This window comes from Pseudomonas sp. PD9R, assembly GCF_019200975.1.
GTDB lineage: Bacteria > Pseudomonadota > Gammaproteobacteria > Pseudomonadales > Pseudomonadaceae > Aquipseudomonas.
The window spans coordinates 169269-195543 of the sequence record NZ_JAHTMR010000008.1; the positions used below are offsets into that span (position 1 = coordinate 169269).

The following is a 26275-nucleotide window of genomic DNA, read 5'->3' on the forward strand; positions in this document are numbered from 1 at the left end:
CCTCGGTCGATGTAGGAGCGAGCTTGCTCGCGATGGTTGTTAACAATAGCGCGCGTCTTCGGGCTAAACACAGCGCTCTTGAGACCTTCGCGAGCGAGCTCGCTCCTACAATATCCAGCATGTGAGCTGGCTGTCAGTTTTTGTCGAGGTCTACGTTGCGGGTTTCACGCAGGCAGATCATCCCCACGACCAGACTCACCCCGGTAATCAGCACCGGGTACCACAGGCCGTAGAAAATGTCCCCGGTGTACACCACCAAGGCAAACGACACTGTCGGCAGGAAACCACCGAACCAGCCGTTGCCGATGTGGTAGGGGAGGGACATCGAGGTGTAGCGGATGCGGGTCGGGAACAGTTCGACCATCAGCGCTGCCAGCGGGCCGTAGCACATGGCGGAGATGATGATCAGTGCGACAATCAGCGCCACGATCATCGGTTTGTTGATCTGCTGCATGTCGGCCTGTTGCGGGTAGCCGGCGAGGGTCACGGCGCCGCGCAGTGCGGCTTCGTCGAAACCATCGATCTTCACGTCGCCGACGCTCACCTGCACGGCGCTGCCAGCGGGTGCAACGGCACTGCTGTAAGGCAGGCCCTGTTTGACCAGGAAGGTTTTGACCTTGTCGCACGGGCTATCAAATTTCGCCTTGCCCACCGGGTCGAACTGGAACGTGCAAGTGGCTGGGTCCGCCAGTACCGTGATCGGTGCCTGACGGCTGGCGAGGTCGATTGCCGGGTTGGCGTAGTGGGCCAGAGTCTTGAAGATCGGAAAATATAGCGCAGTGGCCAGCAACAGGCCGAGCATCAGCACCGGTTTACGCCCGACCTTGTCCGACAGCCAGCCGAAAAAGATGAAGAACGGCGCGCCGATGGTCACGCTGACGATCAGCAAACCGTTGGCCACGGCCGGGTCCATTTTCAGGAACTGGGTGAGGAAGAACAGAACGTAGAACTGCGCCGCGTAGAAGGTCACGGCTTGCCCGGCATTGATGCTGAACAGGGCGATCAATACGACTTTGAGGTTTTCCCATTTGCCGAAGGAATCGCGGATCGGAGATTTGCAGAGTTTGCCTTCCTCTTTCATTTTCACGAAGGCCGGCGACTCGTGCAGGCTCAGGCGAATCCAGGTCGAGATACCCAGCAGAATGATCGAAAACAGGAACGGAATCCGCCAGCCCCACACTTCGAACTGGTCACCGGTGAAGTAACGGCAACCAAGTACCACCAGCAGCGACAGCAACAGGCCGAGGGTGGCGGTGGACTGAATCCAGCTGGTGTGGAAACCGCGTTTGCCGATGGGCGCGTGCTCCGCCACGTAAGTCGCCGCACCGCCGTATTCCCCGCCCAGGGCCAGGCCTTGAAGCATGCGCAACAGCACCAGGATGATCGGCGCGGCAATGCCGATGCTCGCGTAGGTCGGCAGCAAACCGACGCAGAAGGTCGCAAGCCCCATGAGAATAATGGTGGCGAGGAAGGTGTATTTACGTCCGATCATGTCCCCCAGCCGACCGAATACCAGAGCGCCGAACGGCCTCACGATGAAGCCGGCGGCAAAGGCCATCAGTGCGAAGATGAACGCCGTGGTGTCGTTGACCCCGGCGAAGAACTGCTTGCTGATCACCGCCGCGAGGGCGCCGTAGAGGAAGAAGTCATACCATTCGAAGACCGTTCCGAGCGACGAGGCGAAGATGACTTTCTGGGTTTCCCGGCTGGTGCCCGCGCTACGCACGGCTTCCAGTGGCTGAACATGTTCTGACATATCGGTATCCCTCACAGTGATTGTTTTTGTTGTTCCACTGTCGGCAACTGCCTTGTGGGCGAGTGCCGCTACTTTCCATGCATCGGGTGTAACCATTCCCTGCAGGAGCTGCCGCAGGCTGCGATCTTTTGATTTTTCTTTTTCAAGAGCAAAAGATCGCAGGCTGCGCCAGCTCCTACATTGACCGCGTCGAACAAAAATCCTCTGCAGGAGCTGCCGCAGGCTGCGATCTTTTGATCTCGATCCTAAGCCGTTGAAGGCGCCAAAAGATCGCAGGCTGCGCCAGCTCCTACATTGACCACGTCGAACAAAAATCCTCTGTAGGAGCTGCCGCAGGCTGCGATCTTTTGATCTCGATCCTAAGCCGTTGAAGGCGCCAAAAGATCGCAGGCTGCGCCAGCTCCTACATTGACCGCGTCGAACAAAAACCCCCTGTAGGAGCTGCCGCAGGCTGCGATCTTTTGATCTCGATCCTAAGCCGTTGAAGGCGCCAAAGGATCGCAGGCTGCGCCAGCTCCTACATTGACCGCGTCGAACAAAAATCCTCTGCAGGAGCTGCCGCAGGCTGCGATCTTTTGATTTTTCTTTTTCAAGATAAAAAGATCGCAGCCTCGTTGCACTCGACAGCTCCTACCGGTGTGATTCAGGCGATTGTGAAGCGTTCCATTCCTGGGGTGATGCTCCTTGTGGTGGGGGTGAGGATCATTTGCGCGGCTTTCTCCGCGATCATCAGCGTAGGCGAACAGGTGTTGCCCGAAGTGATGCGCGGCATGATCGAAGCGTCGGCAATACGCAGCCCCGGGATGCCGTGCACGCGCAGTTCGGCATCGACTACCGCGTCGGCGTCGTTGCCCATGCGGCAGGTGCCGACCGGATGGAAAATGGTGGTGCCGATCCGTGCGGCGGCTTCGTGTAGATCTTCCTCGCTTTGCAGGTTGTCGCCGGGCAGGTATTCGACCGGTTTGAACGCCTTCAGCGCGGGTGCGGCGACGATGCGCCGGGTCAGGCGAATGGCATCGGCAGCGACGCGCAAGTCTTCTGGATGGCTCAAATAATTGGGTTGAATCAGCGGTGCTTCCTGCGGATTGGCCGAGCGAATTTCCACGCGGCCACGGCTTTGCGGGCGCAAGTCGCAGACTGACGCGGTGAACGCCGGGAAAGCGTGCAATGGTTCGCCGAAGCGCTCCAGCGAAAGCGGCTGCACATGGTACTCAAGATTCGCCGACGTCTGCTCCGGCCCGGAACGGGCAAAAGCACCGAGCTGACTTGGCGCCATCGATAGCGGCCCGCTGCGGTCGTACAGGTAACGCAGGCCCATGCCCATCTTGCCCCACAGGCTGCCGGCGATCTGATTCAGGGTGCGGGCGTTTTCCAGTTTGTAGATCAGCCGCAGTTGCAGGTGATCCTGCAAATTCGCGCCAACGCCGGTCAGCTCATGAACGACGCCGATGCCCAGCCGTTTCAGCAATGGACGAGGGCCAATCCCCGACCGTTGCAGGATGCTCGGTGAACCGACGGAGCCTGCGCACAAGACAATTTCCTTGCGCGCCTTGAAGGCCTTGGGCTGATCTTGCCAACGGGCGCTAACCGCCGAGGCGCGACCGTTTTCCAGCAGCACGCGGTCAACTTCGACGCCGGTCAATACGGCCAGGTTGGGCCGATGGCGGATCGGCTTGAGAAACGCTTTGGCCGCATTCCAGCGAATGCCGGCCTTCTGATTGACCTGAAAGTAGCCACACCCTTCGTTGTCGCCCTGGTTGAAGTCATCAATGCTGGCGATGCCACTCTGTTCGGCGGCGCTGCGGAAGGCATCGAGAATCGGCCATGACAGACGCTGGCGTTCGACCCGCCATTCGCCGGCACCGCTGTGAAACGGCGAATCGCCGGCAAAGTGATTTTCACTTTTCTTGAACAGCGGCAACACGTCTTGCCAGTTCCAGCCTGGATTGCCGTCAGCCGCCCAGCCGTCATAGTCGCCGGCCTGGCCGCGCATGTAGATCATGCCGTTGATCGAGGAACAGCCCCCCAGCACTTTGCCGCGCGGGTAGCTCAGGGTGCGGCCCTGCAGGCCGGTTTGCGCTTCGGTCTTGAAGCACCAGTCAGTGCGCGGGTTGCCGATGCAGAACAGGTAACCGACGGGAATGTGAATCCACGCATAGTTATCGCGACCGCCGGCTTCTAGCAGCAGCACGCGGTGTTGCGGGTTGGCCGACAGCCGATTGGCCAGCAAACAACCGGCCGGCCCGGCCCCGACCACGATGTAGTCGTATTCATCAAGGGAAGATGGCATCCCTGACCTCATCTTGTTGTTCTTGTTGTCGGTCATCCTAGTTGTTAGCTTTCGGTAAAAGAATGTTAGTTTTTACCCAGCTGCTGTGCGTTTTTAAACACCTGCACCCAAGGATGAAACATGTTTGACTGGAATGACCTGCGGTTTTTTCTCGAGTTGCAGCGTAGCGGGCGTTTGCTGACGGCGGCCCGCCGTTTGAACACCACCCACGCCACCGTGGCGCGGCACATCGAGGCCATTGAAAAGAGCCTCGGCACCGCACTGTTCGTGCAGCATGCCCAGGGTTATGAAATGACCCCGGCGGGTGAAGCGCTGCTTAAACACGCCGAAGCCATGGAAAACGTCGCGCTGCTGGCCCAGGAGGAAATCACTCAGTCCACGGCTCCGCTGGGCAAGATTCGCGTCGGGGTAACGGAAGGGCTGGGCATCATGTTTCTCGCCTGTCGCATGAACGGCTTGTTCGAACGTTATCCGGGGCTGGAAGTGGAGTTGGTGGCGGTGCCGCGTTTCGTCAGCATTCTCAACCGCGAAGCGGAAATCAGCATCCACCTCGAACGTCCGTCAGCCGACATGCTGGTCACGCGCAAACTCACCGATTATCGGTTGGCGCTCTATGCCAGTCAGGACTACCTCGACCGTTCGCCAGCGCTGCGCAGTCGCGAAGACCTGGGGCGACATGCCTGGATCGGTTACGTCGACGATTTGCTGTTCAGTCAGGAGTTGATGTTCCTCAACAGTTTCTGTCGCAACCCCCGAGTGGTGTTCCACAGCACCAGCGTCATCGCCCAGCAACAGGCGGCGCGTGCGGGCCTGGGCATTGCCGTGTTGCCGTGCTACATGGCTAATTCCGATCCGGGGCTGGTGCCACTTTTTCCGGAGGAAAGCATCCTGCGCAGCTACTGGATCAGCACCCGCCGCGAGCTGCACAAATCCGTACGGCTGCGGGTGATGTGGGATTACGTGGTGGAGCTTTGCGAGCACGAGCAGGATCTATTGCTTGGCCCGAACACACACGTGATTTAACAGCAAACCTCATCCCTGTAGGAGCTGCCGCAGGCTGCGATCTTTTGATCTTAAAAAACAAAATCAAAAGATCGCAGCCTGCGGCAGCTCCTACAGGGGGTGGTGTTTCAAGGGAGGATCTCGAAGGACGTGCTGGCCAGCCGTTCGCCGTTTACCAGGATGTGCATGGCATGCTTGCCCGCGTAATGCCGGCGAGTGGTGAGTTCCTTGATGTGCTGCCCGCGGGCGATGGACTCGGTGGCCTTGCCGGCAAGCGTCAGGGCCTTGAGTTTGAACACCTTCGCCGAGGTGCTGCCGTTGGCTTTCACGTAGTCGATGGCATAGTCGATCACCAGGCGTTGACTGGCGTCCACCGTCGATTTGACTGCAAAAGACAAGGTGATCTTCTCTCCCAGGCCAATTACTGGCGGATTGACCTGCACGTCGTTGATCTCGACTTCAGGCTTGCCGCCCGCACCAATGACGGCCAGTGCCCGCTGATTGCCCTGTTTGATCAGGCTGCGCAGGGCATGCTTGGCGATCCACGCGGTGTGTTTGTTCTCCAGCGACCAACCCTCAATCAGTTCCAGCACCCACTCGGGATGATCCTTGGTGATGTCGTTGAGGTGGTTCGCTACGGATTTGCGCACGTAAAGGCTAGGGTCGGCCTTGAGATTGTCGAGGATATTGGCGGCCAGGCGCGGGTCGGCCTGGACCTGTTCCAGGCGAAACGACCACGGCAGGCGTGGCCGGCAACCTTCGCTGGCCAGACGTCGGACGTGTTCGTTGTCGTCCAGCGACCAGTCGTGCATCTGCTTTAGCGAGCGCTCGATATCGCTGCGCAGGAAAGGGCGGATGGCGAACTCTGAAGAGCCAAAGGCAGTGAAGTACTTGAGCGCGTCCATGGACAGGTCAAAGCGCTCGGCGCCGTAAGTTGCGACGTAATGCGGCAGGCACATGCTGACGAAGCCGCTGTTCAGGCGGGGGGCGAGGGCACGCAACACCTCCAGCGACGCTTCATAATCGAGCGGCAGTACCGCGTGCAGGCACTCGCTGACGCGGGCCATGCGTTGCATTACCGAAAGGTTCGCCAGGCCGATTTTTGCCAGTTTCAGGAATGCCTTGGCATCGAACGCCGGGTAGACCGCGGTCATCTCGGTGGCGATGTGCTGCAGGCGTTCGACGTTGAAGATGTCCTTGAGGGCGGGGGCGGATTGTTCAGCAGCCATTTGGACTCCATTCAAAATTTGATAACGATTTGGAAAAGATCAAAAGATCGCTTACTCCTGTAGGAGCTGCCGAAGGCTGCGATCTTTTCGGGGCAACACCGCACTCATTTCTTTTTCGCGTTTTCTTCCAACTCATCCGACTCAAACAACCGCGCCAGTTCCGCCCGTGCTTCCTGCGCTGTCTGCAGCACTTTCGCCGCATCGTCGTAGATCGCGTGCTGGGCTTCGAGCACCTGTTCGTCGTGATGTTTGAAGCGCTTGATCCGTGCATCTGCTTGCGCCTGGGTCAATCCCAGGCCGATCAGTGTTTGCCGGCTCATTTCCAGGCTCGAATAAAAGGTTTCCCGGATCGCCACTGCGCCGACATCCATCAGCCGATGCACATGCTGCCGGTTACGGGCACGGGCGATGATTTTCATCTCCGGGTAGAGCTTGCGCACCAGTTCGGCGGTCTTGATGTTGGTGTCCGGGTCGTCGGTGGCAATCACGAAAAACTCGGCTTGCTCGACCTTGGCCGCACTCAGGATTTCCGGGCGCATCGGATCGCCGTAGAACACCGGCACGCCGCCGAAGCTGCGGGACAGTTCGATGGTTTCCACCGACGTATCGAGGGCGACGAACTTGATGTTTTGCGCCCGCAGGATACGCGCGACGATCTGGCCCATCCGGCCCATGCCGGCGATCACTACGCGGGGGGCGTCGGTGTCGATGTCGCGAAATTTCTCCGGCACCACTACGGGTTGCACTTTAGGGCTGACCAATCGTGCGCAAATCAGTAGCAACAGCGGCGTGAGCGCCATGGACAGGGTGATGGTCAGCACCAGCAAGTCGTAGAGACGCGGTTCGAACAGGCCCTGATCGCGGCCAATCTTGAACACCACAAAAGCAAACTCACCACCGGCCGCCAGGACAATGCCGAGACGAATCGCGCTGACTTTGCCCAGGCCTCCGGCCAGTCGGCCCACGACAAACAGCAAAGGCAACTTGATGGCGATCAGCAGCAAAGTCAGGCCCAACACCGCGACGGGGGCGCTCAGCAGCAGGCTCAGGTTCGCGCCCATGCCGACGCTCATGAAAAACAACCCCAGCAACAGGCCCTTGAACGGCTCTATCTGTGCTTCCAGTTCATGACGGTACTCGGAATCCGCCAGCAGCAGGCCGGCGAGAAAGGCGCCGAGCGCCATGGACACACCGACCAGATTCATCAGCCATGCCGTGCCGATCACGACCAGCAACGCGGTGGCGGTAGACACTTCAGGCAAACCGGATTTGGCCACTACGCGGAACACCGGGCGCAGCAGATAACGCCCGCCGACCACCACCACGGCAATGCTGGCGAGCACCCGCAGTCCGTGGTTCACGTCTTCCGCGGTGCTGGTGTTGTGATCGACGCCAGCCAACAGCGGCACCATGGCAATCAACGGGATCGCGGCGATGTCCTGGAACAGCAGGATCGCGAAGGCCAGTCGCCCGTGGGGGCTGGTCAGCTCCTTGCGTTCAGCCAGGCTTTGCAGGCCAAACGCGGTGGACGACAGGGCCAGACCCAAACCCAATACGATCGCGCTGTTCAGCGACTGCCCAAACACGAACAGCGCCACTACGCCAATCACCGAACCGGTCAACAACACCTGGGCCAAACCGACGCCGAACACCGATTTGCGCATCACCCACAAGCGTCGGGGCGATAACTCCAGACCGATAATGAACAGCAGCAGCACCACGCCGAGTTCCGAGATGTGGGCGACGCTTTGCGGATTACCGACCAGTCCCAGCACTGAAGGGCCAATGATCACCCCGGCAAACAGATATCCCAGCACTGCCCCCAGTTGCAGACGCTTGGCCAAGGGAACGATGAGCACCGCCGCGAGCAGAAATACGACAGCGGCTTGCAATAGGTTGCCTTCGTGGGGCATGGGGGAACTCCATCAACTGGGTACGGCGGGGATGACAAGGATAAAGGGTGGTAAGGGCGGAGTCAGCCTTTCACATGCATTGATGTTGCCTAACAGATGACAAATATTTTGCATCAATTGGTTACATTCATAGAATAGGCGCATCAATCTGATCCACATCCGAGCACCCGCCATGGCCATCAACTTCGACCTCAACGACCTGCAAGCCTTCCGTGCGGTGGTCGAGCAGGGCAGTTTCCGCAAGGCCGCCGACACCGTGCGTATTTCGCAACCAGCCTTGAGCCGGCGTATCGAAAAACTCGAAGACGCCCTCGGCGTGCGGTTGTTCGAGCGCACCACGCGCAAGGTCAGCCTGACCCAGGCCGGACGCGGTTTCATGCCCAGTGTCGAGCGCCTGCTGGATGATCTGGACGTGGCGTTGCTGGGCATCAGCGAAGTTGCTTCAACCCGGCTCGGCCACGTCACCGTCGCTTGTGTGCCGTCGGCGGCCTATTACTTCATGCCGCGAGTGATCGCGCACTACCACCGGCAATTTCCGCGAATCAAGGTAAAAGTGCTCGATTCCAGCGCCCATGAAGTGCTGAGCGCGGTGGTCAATGGCGAGGCGGATTTCGGCCTGAGTTTCATGGGCACCCTGGAGGCCGAAGTAGATTTCGAGCCGCTGGTGCAGGAAAGCTATGTGGTGGCTTGCCGACGCGATCATCCGTTGGCCGGGCGCACTAGCGTGACGTGGGATGAGTTCTATCAGCAGGATTACATCTCGCTGGACAAGACGTCGGGCAACCGTTTTCTGCTGGATCAGGCGCTGACCCGCGTGGTGCCGCTGCGACCGAGCATCTGTGAAACCCGGCATGTGACGACCATGATCGGTCTGGTGGAGGCGGGGTTGGGCGTGGCTGCGGTGCCATTGATGGCGATGCCGGCAGCGGATCACCCGATCCTGACGCGGGTGCCGCTGACCGATCCGCAGGTGATACGCAGCGTCGGTTTGATCAAGCGCCGGGGCCGAACCCTGACCCCGGCGGCACTGGAACTGGAACGCCTGGTGGTGGAAATGAAAGTCCAGCAACCTGCAGTCAGTGACTGACCGAGTCCAGGCCGGTGGCTTTCACATCCGGCTGAGCCTGTGCCGAAGCCATGTATTCCAGCAGGGCCTTGGCTTCGGCCGGGTGTTGTGCACCTACCGGAATTCCAGCGGCGAAACGAGTGACCGACTGCACCGACTCCGGAATCTTCGCCACAAAACTCACCCCCGGCACTGGCAGTAATTCGCTGACCTGCTGGAAGCCCAGTTGATAGTCGCCGGTAGCAACCACCGAACCCACGGGGATTTTCGGCACCATGGTCGACTTGGGCTTGAGCTGGTCTTCGATGCCCAGGCGTTTGAACAGCTGCTGCTCGATGTACACGCCACTGGCGCTGTCGGAATAAGCCACCGATTTGGCGTCGAGCAAGGTTTTCTTCAAGCCGTCGACCGAGCTGATGTCCGGCTTCGGCGCACCCTCGCGCACCACCAGGCCGATACGTGAATCCGCCAGTTCCACGCGAGATGCCGGGTCGACTTTGCCTTGCTTGATCAGGTCGTCCAGCGCGTAGCCGACCATGATCACCACGTCGGCGTGTTCACCGCGTGCCAGGCGATTAGGGATTGCTTCCGGGGCTTTGCCCATCGACGGGCCGAGGGCCGTGTCGAGGGTATTGCCGGTGGAGGCGGCGAATTTCGGGCCGAGGACTTTGTAGGCTGCGGTGAAACCACCGGAGGTCATCACACGGATCTCTTCAGCCTGGGCGACAGCACTCGGGCCAAGGCTGACCAGCAGGCTCAGGGCCGCAACGTTGAATAGCTTTTTCATGGGCGCGTTCTCGAAAAGGTTTACGACATAACCGGTTGCAGGCGACCGCTGGTGCGGCGATACAGATACAGCGTTGCGCACAACGCACAGAGCGCTGCGAAACTCATCCAGTAGCCGGGCGCAGCCTTGTCGCCGCTGTACTGAATCAGCAAGGTCGACATTGCCGGGGTGAAACCGCCAAACACTGCGGTGGCGAGGCTATAGGCCAGTGAGAAACCTGCGACTCGCACCTCTACCGGCATGATTTCTGTGAGCGCCGCAATCATCGCGCCGTTGTACAAGCCATAAATGAACGACAGCCACAGCAACACCAATAGCATGTTGATGAAGCTCGGTGCCTGCACCAGATACGACAGCGCCGGATAGGTCGAGGCCAACGCCAGCAAAGCCATGGTGATCAAGACTGGGCGGCGACCAATACGATCGGACAATGCGCCACCCAGCGGCAGCCAGAAAAAGTTTGAAACGCCTACCAGTAAAGTCACCAGCAGCGCATCGGACGTGCTCAGGTGCAGCACGGTTTTGCCGAAGGTGGGCGCGTACACGGTGATCAGGTAAAACGCCGTGGTGGTCAGGGCGACCATCATCATGCCGGCGAACACGATCACCCAGTTTTGCGCGAGCGTGCGGAACACCTCGCCCATGCTCGGGCGGTGTGTACGGGTCGAAAATTCTTCGGTTTCTTCAAGGTTGCGGCGCAGCAAGAAGATGAACGGCACGATCATGCAACCGACGAAAAACGGAATCCGCCAGCCCCAGTCGGCAATCATGGCGGGCGCCATCCATTGGTTCAAACCGTAGCCCAACGCGGCGGCCACCACGATCGCCACTTGCTGGCTGGCCGACTGCCAACTGGTGAAAAAGCCTTTGTTGCCTGGCGTGGCGATCTCCGAGAGATACACCGAGACACCGCCCAATTCCGCACCGGCCGAGAAGCCTTGCAGCAACCGGCCGATCAACACCAGGGCAGGAGCGAACAGCCCGATGGTTTCGTAGCCGGGCACCAACACGATCAAAATCGTGCCGCTGGCCATGATCGACAAGGTGACGATCAGCCCTTTGCGCCGGCCCACGTCATCGATGTATGCGCCCAGTACCACCGCACCCAATGGACGCATCAGAAAGCCTGCACCGAAGACCGCAAAAGTCATCATCAGCGACGCGAACTCGCTGCTGGCCGGGAAGAACACGGCCGCGATCTGCGTGGCGTAGAAGCCGAAGAGGAAGAAGTCGAACTGTTCGAGGAAGTTGCCCGAGGTGACCCGGAAAATCGCGCTGGCGCGGGAGCGTCCACGCGGAATTGAGGCTGTCATAGATAAGTACTCCACCGCTGTTATGACGTGCTCTGCCTGGACACAGCGCACGGTTCTTATTGGGGCGGATAGTGGAGCAGGGGGATTGATATGATAAGTGCGTTTTTGGCATGTATTGATGTGCAAAGCGGATCAATGTGGGCTTGGCCGATCAGTTACCGACATCGTGGTGTCTCATTCAACCCGACTATGGCCCAACACCTGTCCGCCCAGCCGATACTGATTATTCCCGCTGCGTTTCGCCTCATACATTGCCAAATCGGCAATGTGAATCAGCCGGTCCATGCTCGGCGCATGGTCGGGGAATACCGCGACGCCCAGGCTGGTGCCGATGTGGCGTTGGTCGTTGCCGATGGTCACGGGCGGCGAGAGTTCGATGAAGATCTTCTGGCAGATGCTGCGGGCCTCATCCTGCAGGCTACTGCCTTGGGGCAGGCCCTGAAGGATGACCACGAATTCATCGCCGCCGATTCGCGCGACCGTGTCGGTGCCGCGCAGTATGTGTTTGAGCCGGGTTGCGGTGGTGATCAGGACGCGGTCGCCGGCCGCGTGACCGTAATGATCGTTGATCGCCTTGAAACCGTTCAGATCGACAAACACCAGCGCCACCCTTGTCGCGCTGACGCGCGCCTGTTCCAGCGCCTCGGCCAGGCGCTCTTCGAGCACCAGCCGGTTGGGCAAACCGGTCAACGGGTCAAAATGGGCGAGGTGCCGCAGATAACTGGCAGAGGCTTTTTCTTCGGTGATGTCGCGCACCACGCCCATCATCTTGATGGTTTCGTCACGGTTGTTCCTGACCACGTTGCCGGTTTCCCGCAGCCAGCGGAGGGTGCCGTCGGGCCAGACCACGCGATATTCCTCGTCGTGGTTTTCGCCGGTTTCCAGGCACCGCAACTCGCCAGCCCGGACTCTGGCCCGGTCGTCCGGGTGCACGCACGCGCAAAACAGCGCGTAAGAGGGGGTCACTTCGCCAATTTTGAACCCGAACATGCCGTAGATCGCGTCCGACCAGTAGAGCCGGTCGGTGTCGACATCCCAGTCCCAGGTGCCGATACGGGCGAAGTACTGGCTGCGTTTGAAACGCTCGGCATCACCGTCCTGTTGGATGTTCCGGCCTTCGGAGAGGCTATTGATGATTTCGCGATACTCGGCCAGTTGCCTGCGCAATGCGCGCTCGCGCCATATCAGCACGATGATCAGCGTGAGCACGACCAAGCCAAGAGCAGCGCTTGCCCAAAGCAAACTCATTCAGGAATAGCCATCATGGCATCGCTAACCGTAGGGGTAGATGTTGGTTAGGGTAGTTCAGGTAACTTCGGCAACAGTTGCAAACCTTCGGCTAGCGAGCGCAAAGGTTGCCAATCGAGGGCAAATCTGGGAAAACGGCGCCCATCAAGCCTTCGGGCACTCAGCATACGAGTGAAAGTAATGAATGACGATCTTCAGGTAATCGATCTCCAGGTGGGTGACGGAAAAGCCGCTGTCAAAGGCGCACTGATCACCACCCAGTACCGCGGCTGGCTGGAAGACGGCACCGAATTCGACTCATCCTACAGCCGCGGCAAACCGTTCCAGTGCGTGATCGGCACCGGGCGGGTCATCAAGGGCTGGGATCAGGGCATCATGGGCATGCAGGTCGGCGGCAAACGCAAGTTGCTGGTGCCGGCGCATTTGGCCTATGGCGAACGCACCATGGGCAAGATCACGCCGAACTCGAACCTGATATTCGAGATTGAATTGCTGGAAGTGCTGACGCGGGATGATTGAATAGGAGAGAGCAGTACTGGGGCTAACGTGGCGAGTGGTAAGCCCCGCCACAATTTCCGATACGGACCACTCGACGAATCAGGTGAACGCGTCAATATCGTCAAGCGTGTCCGCAATAGTTCCTTCCAGGAAAGGAAATTTTCTTTTCACCATTTCGAGTGCCGGAAGGACCGTCTCCCGATCCAATTCGCTGTGCCTGCGAGCGATGTGACCAAGAGCGGTCACGGCGGACGCTGCAACCGACGCATTCTCACTGGCGAGGTACTTCAGGCAAGTATTTTGAGCCCAAGTCCTATCTTCTTCATTCAGACCGATAGAAGCCAACCCCGCAATTACATTTTCGTCCACGCCGCTGGCAAGGAGCTCCGCCGCTTCATCGTGGCTTTTTGATGGATCTTGATAGAGCAGGCTCACTTCTTTACTCCCGCAGTATTGCCCTTGTTGTCTACTTTCTTAGCCTTAATTAGCGCGTTTTTCATATCTTGGTGGAGTTTGTCCCATGGCCTGACGTGGCCGTGGTAGACATCTCCTCCGGTACGGTCAAAGACAATAAACTCATTTGTTTCTGGATCGACGCCAATTCTGCGTGGTGATGTAGGTTTCACCTGAATTGAGTTCTCCAGTGCTTCCTGTCCATTGGTGGGGCCCTTACTTTTGGTTCATCACGGATTGCCGGGAAAGACGCTCTTGATCTTCATGAAAAAGAATTCGCTATCCCGGTAACCGTACGCCATCCGCTTGATGACCTTTATTCGATTGTTTATTCCTTCCAACTGACCGGTGTGCATCGGCCAGCGAACCCGACTCACGATGCCCCGCCAGTAAGCCTTTAGCCGTTTGGCAAACTGGATCAGAGCAGGTATTTCGCTTTCATGAGCATGGCGCAGCCATTGCTTCCATGCCGTTCTCCAGCTCCAGGCAGTACTCGGCGTCCAGAGCGTTTTGAGTTCAGCCTTCATTAAATAGATCGTCATCAATGCCTGGTTAGCCGCCAGCAGATCCTCCAGGCGAACCTGTTGTTCCGGTGTTTTCAGGTTCTGCGGATTACGCAGAAGCAGCCATCGCGCCTGCTTGATGACCTTTCGGGCCGGTTTGTCATGACGCAGTCGATTGGCTTCGTCGACGCGCACCCGATCAATCACCTCTCGGCCATATTTGGCCACCACATGGAACAGGTCGTAGACCACGCGTGCTTGTGGGCAGTGCTGACGAACCTCCAGATCAAAAGCGGTGTTCATGTCCATCGCTACCGCTTCGATGCGAGCGCAACCCTCTGGCCCCAGCTCTTCGAAAAATGGCCTGACGGCCGCCCGGCTGCGGCCTTCGCCGATCCACAGCACCCGCCGTGTATCCGCATCCAGGACAACGCTGGCATAACGATGACCTTTGAACAGTGCGAACTCGTCCATCACCAAACGTCTCGGTTGCGCCTTTGGCAAAATGCTCAATGCGGCTTGCAAGGCTCGACGCTCCAGCAACCGAACGGTCTCCCAATGCAGCCCAAACATCTGCGCCACGTGCAACGTTGGAAGGCGTTCACAGGCTTGAATGACCGCCTCTGCCAGACGTCGTGTCATACGGGCATAGCGATCCAGCCAACTGACGGCCTCCATGCGTTTGCCGCAATCGCGGCAATCAACGCGCCGGAGTAAAACGCTCAGGCGCACCGCACGACCGAGAATGGGTAAATCGCGAATGACTCGCTCGCAATACTCATGCGTGGTTGAACAGGGTTTTTGGCACCCGCCACAGGAAGGAAATCGGGTGGCGTGGGGTGTCAGATCAATCTGGAGGGCGTCACCATCAGGCTTGATCGTGACGACAGAAAAGCCCTCCCAAAACGGAAGGAAAGTATTAATATCGCGCATAAGAACGCCGGTTTGTTAGATGTGTTTGCTCGCACGAACATCATCAACCAAATCGGCGTTCTTGTTTCTGTGTTTCCCGGGATTCCGTGAAGAACCAAAAAAATGGCGCCCCTCAGGGCGCCACTTTTTCAGTACGGCTTGGCGTGTTACTTGCGCTTCATCGACAGGAAGAACTCATCGTTGGTCTTGGTCGTTTTCAGCTTGTCGACCAGGAACTCGATTGCAGCCACTTCATCCATCGGGTGCAACAGCTTGCGCAGGATCCACATGCGCTGCAACTCGTCGTCGGCCGTCAGCAACTCTTCGCGGCGAGTACCGGAACGGTTGATGTTGATGGCCGGGAAGACGCGTTTTTCAGCGATACGGCGATCCAGAGGCAGTTCCATGTTGCCGGTGCCTTTGAATTCCTCGTAGATCACTTCGTCCATCTTCGAGCCGGTTTCAACCAGCGCGGTGGCGATGATGGTCAGCGAGCCGCCTTCTTCGATGTTCCGCGCGGCGCCGAAGAAACGCTTCGGTTTCTCCAGGGCGTGGGCATCGACACCACCGGTCAGCACCTTGCCGGAGCTCGGGATCACGGTGTTGTAGGCACGGGCCAGACGCGTGATGGAGTCGAGCAGGATCACCACGTCCTTTTTGTGTTCGACCAGGCGCTTGGCCTTCTCGATCACCATTTCGGCAACCTGCACGTGGCGGGTTGGTGGCTCGTCGAACGTCGAGGCAACCACTTCGCCGCGCACGGTGCGCTGCATTTCGGTTACTTCTTCCGGACGCTCGTCGATCAGCAGCACGATCAGATGAACTTCAGGGTTGTTACGTGCGATGTTCGCCGCGATGTTCTGCAGCATGATCGTTTTACCGGCTTTCGGCGGTGCAACGATCAGACCGCGCTGGCCTTTACCGATCGGGGCGCACAGGTCGATGACACGACCGGTCAAGTCTTCGGTGGAACCGTTACCGGCTTCCATCTTCATGCGCACGGTCGGGAACAGCGGGGTCAGGTTCTCGAAGAGAATCTTGTTTTTCGCGTTCTCGGGACGATCGTAGTTGATCGTGTCGACCTTGAGCAGCGCGAAATAACGCTCGCCTTCCTTCGGAGGACGGATCTTGCCAACGATGGTGTCACCGGTGCGCAAGTTGAAGCGACGGATCTGGCTCGGCGAGACGTAGATATCGTCTGGGCCGGCGAGATAGGAGGCGTCTGCAGAGCGGAGGAAGCCGAAGCCGTCCTGGAGAATCTCCAGCACGCCATCACCGGAGATTTCCTCGCCGCTTTTCGCGTGCTTTTTCAGCAGGGAGAAAATCACGTCCTGCTTGCGCGAACGGGCCATATTTTCTATGCCCATCTGTTCGGCCAATTCGAGCAGTTCGGTAATCGGCTTTTGCTTGAGTTCAGTCAGATTCATATAGGAATGACGTAATCATTTATGGAGGGGGGAAATTAAGCTTTTGGCTTAATGAGGCCGCGCCGCGGAGAAGGCGACAGGATCGCGTACTTATTCGAAAAGGAGAGCGTCGGCGACGGCTAGCAGGGGGCACTGGAGAAACCAGTGCGGGGCCGAATGTAACACCTGAGTTTCGGAGCGTCTAGCCCTCGACAACGAAAAAGCCCCGCTATTTGCGGGGCCTTTTAGTGACACGCTACAACGACGCTTAGATGTTGGCGTCGAGGAAAGCAGCCAGTTGCGACTTCGACAGTGCGCCGACCTTGGTCGCTTCAACGTTGCCGTTCTTGAACAGCATCAGGGTCGGGATACCACGCACGCCATGCTTGGCCGGGGTTTCCTGGTTTTCGTCGATGTTCAGTTTGGCAACGGTCAGCTTGCCTTTGTAGGTCTCGGCAATTTCGTCCAGAACAGGAGCGATCATTTTGCAAGGGCCGCACCATTCAGCCCAGTAATCGACCAGTACAGCGCCTTCAGCCTTGAGTACGTCGGCCTCGAAGCTAGCGTCGCTAACGTGTTTGATAAGATCGCTGCTCATGGAATTCTCCAGGGTTGTAAGCAAAAAAACGTGGCCCATCATAGCTGCCCTTCCCACGTTCAGGAAGCCGCAGTTGATTGAGTCTCGCTATGGTGTTCCATGAGTTTGGGTATAGCCCAAGTCACGTCGTGGCGGGAGCGACGAAGGCAATGCCGGTGCGCAACGCGGCATTGCGCACGTGCTCGTGCATGGCTTTCTGCGCAGCGCCGGAGGCTCGCCGGGCCAGTGCGCGAAGGATTTTGCGGTGTTCCTGCCAGGTCTCCATGGCCCGTTCGGCCCGGATGAACGGTAACTTCTGGCTTTCCAGGAAGATCTCGGCGCTGGCCGTGAGGATGCTCAGCATCGCCTGATTACCGCTGGCCAGCAAAATGCGCCGGTGAAATTCGAAGTCCAGGCGTGCCGCCGCTTCGAAGTCGCCGGACTTCAGTTCATGGCGCATGGCGGCGACATTGTCCTCCAACGCATCAAGTTCATCGGTGCTCAACGTCACGGCCGCCAGCCCTGCGGCAAACCCCTCCAGCGCATAACGCAACTGGAAGATATCCAGCGGCGAAGCCTGCGCCGCGAACGGCCAGCTCAGAGTCGCCTCGCCTCGCGGCAGATCCACCGGCGATTGTACGAACACGCCTTTACCGGGCTGGATAATGATCACCCCCAGCGCACTCAGCGATGACAACGCTTCACGTAACGACGCCCGACTCACGCCTAATTGCACGGCCAGGTCGCGTTGCGAAGGCAAGGCATCCCCCGGCCCGAAACCCTGTTCGGTGATCAGTTTGCGGATGGCTTGCAGCGCCACTTCAGGTACGGCGCGGGATATCGAATTCATGGTTTACCAGACGTAACCAGGCCAATGTGCGGCTAGTTGTAAAGCTATTCGCGGCGCCCGGCAAGTCGTGCCCCATGGGGGTTCGGCGATTTTTGCGGGTGCGCTATCGAGGTGCGAAATACAACCTGACTGTTCAGACCAGTAATACCTTTTCACACCAGTAAAACCGCGGTCTGCCGCCCCCAAAACCTGATGTTGGCATGGCCCATGCTCTGTCGAATCGCAGAAATTACTCCTCGCCGATTCGGAGATTTGCCATGACCCAGCGCTACAGCGCCCTCCTCGCCGCCCTGTTTGCCAGCCTGATGCTGAGCCAGGCACCCGCCCACGCCGACGGCCTGGAGGATGTGGTCAAGCGCGGCGTCCTCAAAGTCGCCGTGCCTCAGGACTTCCCGCCTTTCGGCTCGGTCGGGCCGGACATGAAGCCGCGCGGCCTGGACATCGACACCGCGAAACTGCTGGCCGACCAGCTCAAGGTCAAACTCGAACTGACCCCGGTCAACAGCACCAATCGCATCCCGTTCCTGACCACCGGCAAGGTGGACCTGGTGATTTCCAGCCTCGGCAAAAACCCCGAGCGTGAAAAGGTCATCGACTTCTCCCGCGCCTACGCGCCGTTCTACCTCGCCGTGTTTGGTCCTCCAGACGCCGATATCAAGAGCCTGGACGACCTCAAGGGCAAGACCATCAGCGTCACCCGTGGCGCCATCGAAGACATCGAGCTGACCAAGGTCGCCCCCGAAGGCGTGACCATCAAGCGTTTCGAAGACAACAACTCGACCATCGCCGCGTACCTCGCCGGCCAGGTCGATCTGATCGCCAGTGGCAACGTGGTGATGGTCGCGATCAGCGAGAAGAGCCCGAAACGTGTGCCGGCGCTGAAAGTGAAACTCAAGGACTCGCCGGTCTACGTGGGCGTAAACAAGAACGAGCCGGCGTTGCTGGACAAGGTCAATCAGATCCTCGTCGCCGCCAAGAGCGACGGCGCGCTGGAGAAAAATGCCCTGACCTGGCTGAAAGAACCGCTGCCGGCCGACCTCTGATTCGGCGCGCAGGAGACACGTTATGGCTTATCAGTTCGATTTCTTGCCGGTGGTGCAAAACACCGATCTGCTGTTGCGCGGTGCATTGTTCACCCTTGAGCTGACGGCCATAGGTGCGGTACTCGGTGTGGCCCTGGGCATCATCGGGGCGCTGGTGCGGGCGTGGAACATTCGCCCGTTCGCCGGGATTTTCGGGGTCTATGTCGAGTTGATCCGCAACACGCCGTTTCTGGTGCAGTTGTTTTTCATCTTTTTCGGCCTGCCGTCCCTGGGCGTGCAGATTTCCGAGTGGCAGGCTGCGGTGCTGGCAATGGTGATCAACCTCGGCGCCTATTCCACCGAGATCATCCGCGCCGGCATTCAGGCGATCCCTCGAGGTCAACTCGAAGCCGCTGCGGCGCTGGCGATGACGCGCTTCGAAGCCTTCCGTCACGTGGTGTTGCTGCCGGCGTTGAGCAAGGTCTGGCCGGCCCTGAGCAGCCAGATCATCATTGTGATGCTCGGCTCGGCGGTCTGTTCGCAGATCGCCACCGAAGAATTGAGCTTCGCCGCCAACTTCATTCAATCACGCAACTTCCGCGCCTTCGAAACCTATGCCCTGACCACGCTGATCTATTTGTGCATGGCGTTGCTGATCCGCCAATTGCTGAACTGGATCGGCCGCCGCTACATCGCAAGGAACAGCCAATGAGCGACTTCACCTTTTGGGACATCGTGCGCAACTTGCTCACGGGTTTGCAGTGGACATTGGCGCTGTCGCTGGTGGCCTTCATTGGCGGCGGGCTGATCGGCTTGCTGATCATGGTCATGCGCATCTCGGACAAATCCCTGCCGCGCAATTTCGCCCGCACCTACATCGAACTGTTCCAGGGCACGCCGCTGTTGATGCAGTTGTTTCTGGTGTTCTTCGGTGTAGCACTGGCCGGGGTGGACATTTCGCCGTGGATGGCGGCGGCGATTGCCCTGACGCTGTTCACCAGCGCGTATCTGGCAGAGATCTGGCGCGGTTGCGTCGAATCGATCCCCAACGGCCAGTGGGAAGCCTCGTCGAGCCTGGCGCTGAACCCGCTGGAGCAACTGCGCTACGTGATCCTGCCGCAAGCCCTGCGCATCGCCGTGGCACCGACCGTCGGGTTTTCTGTGCAAGTGGTCAAAGGCACGGCTGTGACCTCGATTATCGGTTTCACCGAGCTGACCAAAACCGGCGGCATGCTCGCCAACGCCACCTTCGAACCCTTCATGGTTTATGGACTGGTAGCGCTTGGTTACTTCCTCCTTTGTTATCCCTTGTCCCTCAGTGCGCGCTACCTGGAAAGGAGACTGCATGCCTCTGCTTAGAATTTCCGCCCTGCATAAATACTACGGCGATCACCATGTGCTCAAAGGCATCGACCTGACTGTCGAGGAAGGCCAGGTGGTGGCGATCATCGGGCGCAGTGGCTCGGGTAAATCGACTCTGCTGCGCACCCTCAATGGGCTGGAGTCGATCAACGATGGCGTCATTGAAGTCGACGGCGAATACCTCGATGCCGCCCGCGCTGACTTGCGCAGCCTGCGACAGAAAGTCGGCATGGTGTTCCAGCAGTTCAATCTGTTCCCACACCTGACGGTCGGCGAGAACGTCATGCTCGCGCCGCAAGTGGTGCAAAAAGTGCCGAAAGCCAAAGCCGCCGAACTGGCGCGTCAGATGTTGGAACGGGTCGGGCTGGGAGAGAAATTCGATGCCTTCCCGGATCGGTTGTCCGGTGGGCAACAGCAACGGGTGGCAATTGCCCGCGCGCTGGCGATGTCGCCCAAGGTGTTGCTGTGCGATGAAATCACCTCGGCGCTGGACCCGGAGTTGGTCAATGAAGTGCTGAGCGTGGTCCGGCAACTAGCCAAGGAAGGCATGACGCTGATCATGGTCACCCACGAAATGCGCTTTGCCCGGGAGGTTGGGGACAAGTTGGTGTTCATGCATCAGGGCAAAGTGCATGAGGTGGGTGATCCGAAAGTGTTGTTTGCCAATCCGCGCACGGCGGAGTTGGCGAATTTTATTGGGACCGTGGAAGCCGCCGGCTGAAGCCTCTGCGGCGAGGGAGCTTGCTCCCGTTCGGCGGCGCAGCCCTCGTAAAACCCATGCACGCGATATCTGGCTGAAAATCGAGGTGGATGGATTAGGGGCTGCTTCGCACCCCAGCGGGAGCAAGCTCCCTCGCCACAGGGTTGCGCCATATCAAGGCTTTGCGCCGTACGCGTTGGCGGCAGCGTTTGATCGTGGCACGATGTCGAGGTAATCGACCGAGACCCCACACCATGCCGCAATCCCAAGCCAAGAATCTGTCCCTGATCGCCGCAATCGACCTGGGCTCCAACAGCTTTCACATGGTCGTGGCCAAGGCCCAGAACGGCGAAATCCGTATTCTCGAACGTCTCGGGGAAAAGGTTCAGCTGGCCGCCGGCATCGACGACGAGCGCAAGCTCAACGAAGAATCCATGCAGCGCGGGCTCGACTGCCTGAAACGCTTCGCCCAACTGATCAACGGTATGCCGCCTGGCGCCGTGCGAATCGTCGGCACCAACGCCCTGCGTGAAGCGCGCAACCGCAGCGAATTTATCCACCGCGCTGAAGAAATCCTCGGCCATCCGGTAGAAGTCATCTCCGGCCGTGAAGAAGCGCGTCTGATCTACCTTGGCGTGTCCCACACCCTCGCCGACACGCCGGGCAAGCGCCTGGTGGCCGATATCGGTGGCGGCAGTACCGAGTTCATCATCGGCCAGCGCTTCGAGCCGTTGCTGCGCGAAAGCCTGCAAATGGGCTGCGTCAGCTTCACCCAGCGTTATTTCAAGGACGGCAAAATCACCCCGGCCCGCTACGCCCAGGCGTACACGGCGGCGCGGCTGGAGATCATGAGCATCGAACATGCCCTGCACCGCCTGACCTGGGATGAAGCCATCGGCTCCTCGGGCACCATCCGCGCCATCGGCCTGGCCTTGAAGGCCGGCGGTCATGGCACCGGCGAGGTAAATGCCGAAGGTCTGGGCTGGCTCAAGCGCAAGCTGTTCAAGCTCGGTGATGTCGACAAAATCGACTTCGAAGGCATCAAGCCCGATCGCCGCGCGATTTTCCCGGCCGGCCTGGCGATTCTCGAAGCCATTTTCGATGCCCTCGAACTGCAACGCATGGACCACTGTGAAGGCGCCCTGCGTGAAGGCGTGCTTTACGACCTGCTGGGCCGCCATCACCACGAGGACGTGCGCGAGCGCACTCTGAGCTCGTTGATGGAGCGTTATCACGTTGACCTGGAGCAAGCCGTGCGGGTTGAGCGCAAGGCCTTGCATGCCTTCGATCAGGTGGCTGCGGATTGGGACCTTGATGACGGCGTCTGGCGCGAGCTGCTCGGCTGGGCCGCCAAGGTCCATGAAGTGGGCCTGGACATTGCCCACTATCACTACCACAAGCACGGCGCCTACCTGATCGAGCACTCGGACCTGGCCGGGTTCTCACGCGAAGACCAGCAAATGCTTGCGCTGTTGGTGCGTGGCCACCGCCGTAACATACCCAAGGACAAATTCGCCGAGTTCGGCGACGACGGCATCAAACTGATTCGCCTGTGCGTGCTGCTGCGCTTTGCGATCCTGTTTCATCACATCCGTGGCACCCAGCAAATGCCGCAGGTTGTGCTGCACGCCAATGGCGACAGCCTCGATGTGCGGTTCCCGGAAAACTGGCTGGACGAAAACCAGCTGACCCAGGCCGACTTCGGCCTGGAAGCGGAATGGCTTACCCGCGTCAACTTCGTACTGAATATCCGCTAGTCACGCGGCCCCCTGTAGGAGCCGCCGCAGGCTGCGATCTTTTGATCTTTTAAAGCAAGATCAAAAGATCGCAGCCTTCGGCAGCTCCTACAGGGGACGGTTTCGACAGTTAGAAATAGCGATCCGCAGGGAGCGGTTTCGGCAATCAGACAAAAATGGCGACCCCTTGGGATCGCCATTTTTTATTGCACGACTTTCGCGTTAGCGAACTGCCAGGATCGGGCTGCCCAAACGCTCCAGCAAGGTTGCCTGGGCACTGCGCGGGTTCTGGTTGCCGGTGGGCGTGTTGCGGACGTAGCGACCGTCCGACTGCAAGCTCCAGCTGTGGGTGTTATCGGTGAGATACAACTCCAGTTCTTTCTTGACCCGCATGATCAGCTTCTTGCCCTCGACCGGAAAGCAAGTCTCGACGCGCTTGTCGAGGTTGCGCTCCATCCAGTCGGCGCTGGAGAGGAACATCTGCTCTTCGCCGCCATTGAGGAAGTAGAAAACCCGGGTGTGCTCCAGGAAGCGACCGATGATAGAGCGCACGTGAATGTTGTGCGAAACCCCGGCGATGCCCGGCCGCAGGCAGCACATGCCGCGTACCACGAGATCGATGCGCACGCCGGACTGACTGGCCTTGTACAACGCGCGGATGATCTTCGGATCGGTCAGCGAGTTGAATTTGGCGATGATGTGCGCCGGTTTGCCGTCGAGGGCGAACTGGGTTTCGCGGGCAATCATGTCGAGCATGCCCTTTTTCAGGGTGAACGGCGCATGCAGCAGCTTCTTCATGCGCAGCGTCTTACCCATGCCGATCAACTGGCTGAACAGTTTTCCGACGTCTTCGCACAATGCGTCGTCGGAGGTCAGCAGGCTGTAGTCGGTATACAGGCGGGCATTACCGGCGTGGTAGTTACCCGTGCCCAAATGCGCATAGCGCACGATCTCGCCGGCTTCGCGGCGCAGGATCAGCATCATCTTGGCGTGGGTCTTGAAGCCGACCACGCCGTAGATCACCACCGCACCGGCCGCTTGCAGGCGGCTGGCCAGCTGCAGGTTGGACTCTTCGTCGAACCGTGCACGCAATTCGATGACCGCGGTGACTTCCTTGCCGTTACGCGCCGCATCCACCAGCGCATCGACGATTTCCGAGTTGGCGCCAGAGCGGTACAGGGTCTGACGCACCGCCAAAACGTGCGGGTCTTTGGCAGCCTGGCGCAGCAGGTCGACCACCGGGGTGAATGACTCAAACGGGTGCAGCAGCAGGATGTCCTGCTTGCTGATCACGCTGAAGATGTTTTCGCTGTTCTGCAGCAGCTTCGGAATTTGTGGCGTGAACGGCAGATATTGCAGCTCACGCTGGCTGTCCAGGCCGGTGATGCTGAACAGGCGCGTCAGGTTCACCGGACCGTTGACCTGATACAGCTCGGTCTCGCTCAGGTTGAATTGCTTGAGCAGATAGTCAGATAGATGTTTCGGGCAGGTGTCGGCCACTTCCAGACGCACCGCATCACCGTAGCGACGAGAGAACAACTCGCCACGCAGGGCGCGCGCAAGGTCTTCGACGTCTTCGGAGTCGAGCGCCAGGTCAGCGTTTCGGGTGAGACGGAACTGATAGCAGCCCTTGACCTTCATGCCCTGGAACAGGTCATCGGCGTGGGCGTGGATCATCGACGAGAGGAACACGTAATTGTCGCCAGCGCCGCCGACTTCTTCCGGGACCTTGATGACCCGTGGCAGCAGACGCGGTGCCGGGATGATCGCCAGACCGGAATCGCGACCGAAGGCGTCGATGCCTTCGAGCTCGACGATGAAGTTCAGGCTCTTGTTCACCAGCAACGGGAACGGGTGCGTCGGGTCGAGGCCGATCGGGGTGATGATCGGCGCGATTTCGTCGCGGAAATAGCGGCGAACCCAGGTTTTGAGCTTGGTCGTCCAATGACGGCGACGGATGAAGCGGACCTGATGTTTTTCCAGCTCCGGCAACAAAATGTCGTTAAGGATTGCGTACTGACGGTCAACGTGACCGTGAACCAGTTCGCTGATACGGGCCAATGCCTGATGCGGTTGCAAGCCATCGGCACCCGCCTGTTCACGGGCGAAGGTGATCTGCTTCTTGAGGCCGGCCACGCGAATTTCGAAGAACTCATCCAGGTTGCTGGAGAAGATCAGCAGAAACTTCAGCCGCTCCAGCAACGGATAGGATTCATCCAGCGCCTGTTCCAGCACGCGAATGTTGAACTGCAGTTGCGACAGCTCGCGATGGATGTACAGGCTGCTGTCATCCAGGCCTGGAATGGCAATCGCGGGCGCCGCCGGAGCGGCCTCGGTCACCGGCGCGGGTGGAGCAGGTTCCAGCTCCGGCGGGGTTTCGTCGAGTTGCTCCACCACAGGTTGAGCGTCTTTTACGGCAACTTCAGTGAGTCCTTCGGTATTCATCGAATGTTCCTGGGAGGGCTATTTTTGCTCTCGTAACAATTGAGCTGCGCGAACGGCAAAGTAGGTCAGGATGCCATCAGCGCCTGCACGTTTAAAAGCGGTCAGGGATTCGAGGATAACCCCTTCGCTCAACCAGCCATTCTGTATCGCCGCCATGTGCATGGCGTACTCGCCGCTGACTTGATAAACAAACGTCGGCACTTTGAATTCTTCTTTGACCCGGTAGAGGATGTCCAGGTAGGGCATGCCTGGCTTGACCATGACCATGTCTGCGCCTTCTGACAAGTCCGCCGCCACTTCGTGCAGGGCTTCGTTGCTGTTGGCCGGGTCCATCTGATAGGAGGCCTTGTTGGCCTTGCCCAGGTTCAACGCCGAACCGACCGCGTCGCGGAACGGGCCGTAATAGGCGCTGGCGTACTTCGCCGAGTAGGCCATGATCCGCACGTTGACGTGATCGGCCAGTTCGAGGGCTTCACGGATCGCCTGGATACGACCGTCCATCATGTCCGACGGGGCGACGACCTGAGCGCCGGCTTCGGCATGGGACAGAGCTTGCCTGACCAGTGCGTCGACGGTGATGTCGTTCTGCACATAGCCTTCTTCGTCGAGGATGCCGTCCTGACCGTGGGTGGTGAACGGGTCCAGCGCGACATCAGTGATCACACCCAGCTCAGGGAACTGCGCACGCAAGGCGCGGGTGGCTCGCTGGGCAATGCCGTTGGGGTTCCAGGCTTCCGCGGCGTCCAGCGACTTGAGCTCAGGTGGCGTCACCGGGAACAGCGCCAGCGCCGGAATCCCCAGTTCGACCCACTTGGCCGCTTCTTCCAGCAACAGGTCGATGGTCAGGCGCTCGACGCCCGGCATCGAGGCCACCGCTTCGCGACGGTTTTCACCGTCCAGTACGAACACTGGCAGGATCAGGTCATCGACGGTCAGGACGTTTTCACGGACCAGTCGACGCGAAAAATCATCACGGCGGTTGCGGCGCAGGCGGGTTGCAGGGAATAAACGGTTGGCGGGGGTAAAGCTCACGGCAGACTCCTGAGCCCGCGCAGACGGGCGAGCGTGACAGTTATAAGCGGCCATTATGACGAACACATTACAGTTGTGTGCATCCTGCGACAGGTAGCCGCATTCCATTGTCCTTGTAGGAAATGTTCACGTCGAGACACATTTGGACACTTTCCTGAATGTGTACGAAGGGTTA

The 26275-nt window shown here is 59.1% G+C and carries 22 protein-coding genes; 8 read left to right on the plus strand and 14 right to left on the minus strand.

All coding sequences use genetic code 11. From position 1 onward, the window contains the following. Positions 1 to 133 precede the first annotated feature (133 nt). Positions 134 to 1756 (minus strand): MFS transporter, encoded by a 1623-nt coding sequence (locus KUF73_RS17385; protein WP_218439289.1) that lies wholly within the window; start codon positions 1754 to 1756, stop codon positions 134 to 136. Between the two features lie 643 nt (positions 1757 to 2399). Next, entirely contained in the window at positions 2400 to 4046 is a 1647-nt protein-coding gene (locus KUF73_RS17390) for a GMC family oxidoreductase (RefSeq protein ID WP_218439290.1), read from the minus strand. A gap of 120 nt (positions 4047 to 4166) precedes the next feature. Between KUF73_RS17390 and KUF73_RS17395 the strand changes: the two genes are divergently transcribed. After that, positions 4167 to 5069 (plus strand): LysR family transcriptional regulator, encoded by a 903-nt coding sequence (locus KUF73_RS17395; protein WP_218439291.1) that lies wholly within the window; start codon positions 4167 to 4169, stop codon positions 5067 to 5069. Between the two features lie 107 nt (positions 5070 to 5176). Here the strand turns inward: KUF73_RS17395 and KUF73_RS17400 are convergent, their stop codons facing one another. Together KUF73_RS17400 and KUF73_RS17405 are read right to left on the minus strand one after the other, a co-directional pair. Beyond that, a complete protein-coding gene (locus KUF73_RS17400; protein ID WP_218439292.1) occupies positions 5177 to 6277 on the minus strand; it encodes a DNA alkylation repair protein in 1101 nt (366 codons plus the stop codon). A 104-nt stretch (positions 6278 to 6381) separates the two neighbouring features. After that, positions 6382 to 8190 carry a monovalent cation:proton antiporter-2 (CPA2) family protein gene (locus tag KUF73_RS17405; RefSeq protein ID WP_218439293.1) on the minus strand — a complete coding sequence of 603 codons (1809 nt, stop codon included), beginning with the start codon at positions 8188 to 8190 and terminating at the stop codon, positions 6382 to 6384. A gap of 172 nt (positions 8191 to 8362) precedes the next feature. On the opposite strand from KUF73_RS17405, the gene KUF73_RS17410 reads away from it, so the two are divergent. Further along, a complete protein-coding gene (locus KUF73_RS17410) occupies positions 8363 to 9277 on the plus strand; it encodes a LysR family transcriptional regulator (RefSeq protein ID WP_218439294.1) in 915 nt (304 codons plus the stop codon). Here KUF73_RS17410 and KUF73_RS17415 read toward each other — a convergent pair. The 3 genes from KUF73_RS17415 to KUF73_RS17425 all read right to left on the minus strand — a co-directional run bounded on the left by KUF73_RS17415 (position 9267) and on the right by KUF73_RS17425 (position 12604). Continuing rightward, on the minus strand, positions 9267 to 10043 hold the full coding sequence (locus KUF73_RS17415; RefSeq protein ID WP_218439295.1) for a substrate-binding domain-containing protein: 777 nt from the start codon (positions 10041 to 10043) through the stop codon (positions 9267 to 9269). The two genes, KUF73_RS17410 and KUF73_RS17415, sit on opposite strands and share 11 nt — an antisense overlap. Before the next feature lie 20 nt (positions 10044 to 10063). Further along, positions 10064 to 11356, minus strand: coding sequence for an MFS transporter (locus KUF73_RS17420; protein ID WP_218439296.1), 1293 nt, complete (start codon positions 11354 to 11356; stop codon positions 10064 to 10066). Between the two features lie 174 nt (positions 11357 to 11530). After that, on the minus strand, positions 11531 to 12604 hold the full coding sequence (locus KUF73_RS17425; protein WP_218439297.1) for a sensor domain-containing diguanylate cyclase: 1074 nt from the start codon (positions 12602 to 12604) through the stop codon (positions 11531 to 11533). A 180-nt stretch (positions 12605 to 12784) separates the two neighbouring features. On the opposite strand from KUF73_RS17425, the gene KUF73_RS17430 reads away from it, so the two are divergent. After that, entirely contained in the window at positions 12785 to 13123 is a 339-nt protein-coding gene (locus KUF73_RS17430) for an FKBP-type peptidyl-prolyl cis-trans isomerase (protein WP_218439298.1), read from the plus strand. 78 nt (positions 13124 to 13201) lie between these two features. Here KUF73_RS17430 and KUF73_RS17435 read toward each other — a convergent pair whose 3' ends face one another. The 5 genes from KUF73_RS17435 to KUF73_RS17455 all read right to left on the minus strand — a co-directional run bounded on the left by KUF73_RS17435 (position 13202) and on the right by KUF73_RS17455 (position 17803). Continuing rightward, positions 13202 to 13537, minus strand: a complete 336-nt coding sequence (locus KUF73_RS17435) for a hypothetical protein (RefSeq protein WP_218439299.1) — start codon at positions 13535 to 13537, stop codon at positions 13202 to 13204. 248 nt (positions 13538 to 13785) lie between these two features. Beyond that, positions 13786 to 14991: an ISL3 family transposase gene (locus KUF73_RS17440; protein WP_218439300.1), complete on the minus strand. Its 1206-nt coding sequence runs from the start codon at positions 14989 to 14991 to the stop codon at positions 13786 to 13788. Positions 14992 to 15137: 146 nt separating this feature from the next. Next, entirely contained in the window at positions 15138 to 16397 is a 1260-nt protein-coding gene (gene rho, locus KUF73_RS17445; protein ID WP_046039047.1) for a transcription termination factor Rho, read from the minus strand. Positions 16398 to 16644: 247 nt separating this feature from the next. Next, positions 16645 to 16974, minus strand: coding sequence for a thioredoxin TrxA (trxA, locus tag KUF73_RS17450; protein ID WP_003206727.1), 330 nt, complete (start codon positions 16972 to 16974; stop codon positions 16645 to 16647). Between the two features lie 121 nt (positions 16975 to 17095). Continuing rightward, complete coding sequence (locus tag KUF73_RS17455; RefSeq protein WP_218439301.1) at positions 17096 to 17803, minus strand: FadR/GntR family transcriptional regulator; 708 nt, start codon at positions 17801 to 17803, stop codon at positions 17096 to 17098. A 257-nt stretch (positions 17804 to 18060) separates the two neighbouring features. On the opposite strand from KUF73_RS17455, the gene KUF73_RS17460 reads away from it, so the two are divergent. The 5 genes from KUF73_RS17460 (at position 18061) to ppx (ending at position 22644) form a co-directional block, all read left to right on the plus strand. Further along, the gene (locus tag KUF73_RS17460) at positions 18061 to 18846 is read left to right on the plus strand and encodes a transporter substrate-binding domain-containing protein (protein ID WP_218439302.1); all 786 of its coding nucleotides are present in this window, start codon (positions 18061 to 18063) and stop codon (positions 18844 to 18846) included. 22 nt (positions 18847 to 18868) lie between these two features. Next, on the plus strand, positions 18869 to 19537 hold the full coding sequence (locus KUF73_RS17465) for an amino acid ABC transporter permease (RefSeq protein ID WP_218439303.1): 669 nt from the start codon (positions 18869 to 18871) through the stop codon (positions 19535 to 19537). Beyond that, positions 19534 to 20184 (plus strand): amino acid ABC transporter permease, encoded by a 651-nt coding sequence (locus KUF73_RS17470; RefSeq protein ID WP_218439304.1) that lies wholly within the window; start codon positions 19534 to 19536, stop codon positions 20182 to 20184. The genes KUF73_RS17465 and KUF73_RS17470 overlap by 4 nt, the downstream gene beginning before the upstream one ends. Continuing rightward, positions 20171 to 20908 (plus strand): amino acid ABC transporter ATP-binding protein, encoded by a 738-nt coding sequence (locus KUF73_RS17475; protein ID WP_218439305.1) that lies wholly within the window; start codon positions 20171 to 20173, stop codon positions 20906 to 20908. The genes KUF73_RS17470 and KUF73_RS17475 overlap by 14 nt, the downstream gene beginning before the upstream one ends. A gap of 233 nt (positions 20909 to 21141) precedes the next feature. Further along, positions 21142 to 22644 carry an exopolyphosphatase gene (gene ppx / locus KUF73_RS17480; RefSeq protein WP_218439306.1) on the plus strand — a complete coding sequence of 501 codons (1503 nt, stop codon included), beginning with the start codon at positions 21142 to 21144 and terminating at the stop codon, positions 22642 to 22644. 201 nt (positions 22645 to 22845) lie between these two features. Here the strand turns inward: ppx and ppk1 are convergent, their stop codons facing one another. Both ppk1 and hemB read right to left on the minus strand, forming a co-directional pair. Further along, positions 22846 to 25068 carry a polyphosphate kinase 1 gene (gene ppk1 / locus KUF73_RS17485; protein WP_218439307.1) on the minus strand — a complete coding sequence of 741 codons (2223 nt, stop codon included), beginning with the start codon at positions 25066 to 25068 and terminating at the stop codon, positions 22846 to 22848. A gap of 18 nt (positions 25069 to 25086) precedes the next feature. Beyond that, entirely contained in the window at positions 25087 to 26100 is a 1014-nt protein-coding gene (hemB, locus tag KUF73_RS17490) for a porphobilinogen synthase (RefSeq protein WP_218439308.1), read from the minus strand. Between the last annotated feature and the right edge of the window lie 175 nt (positions 26101 to 26275).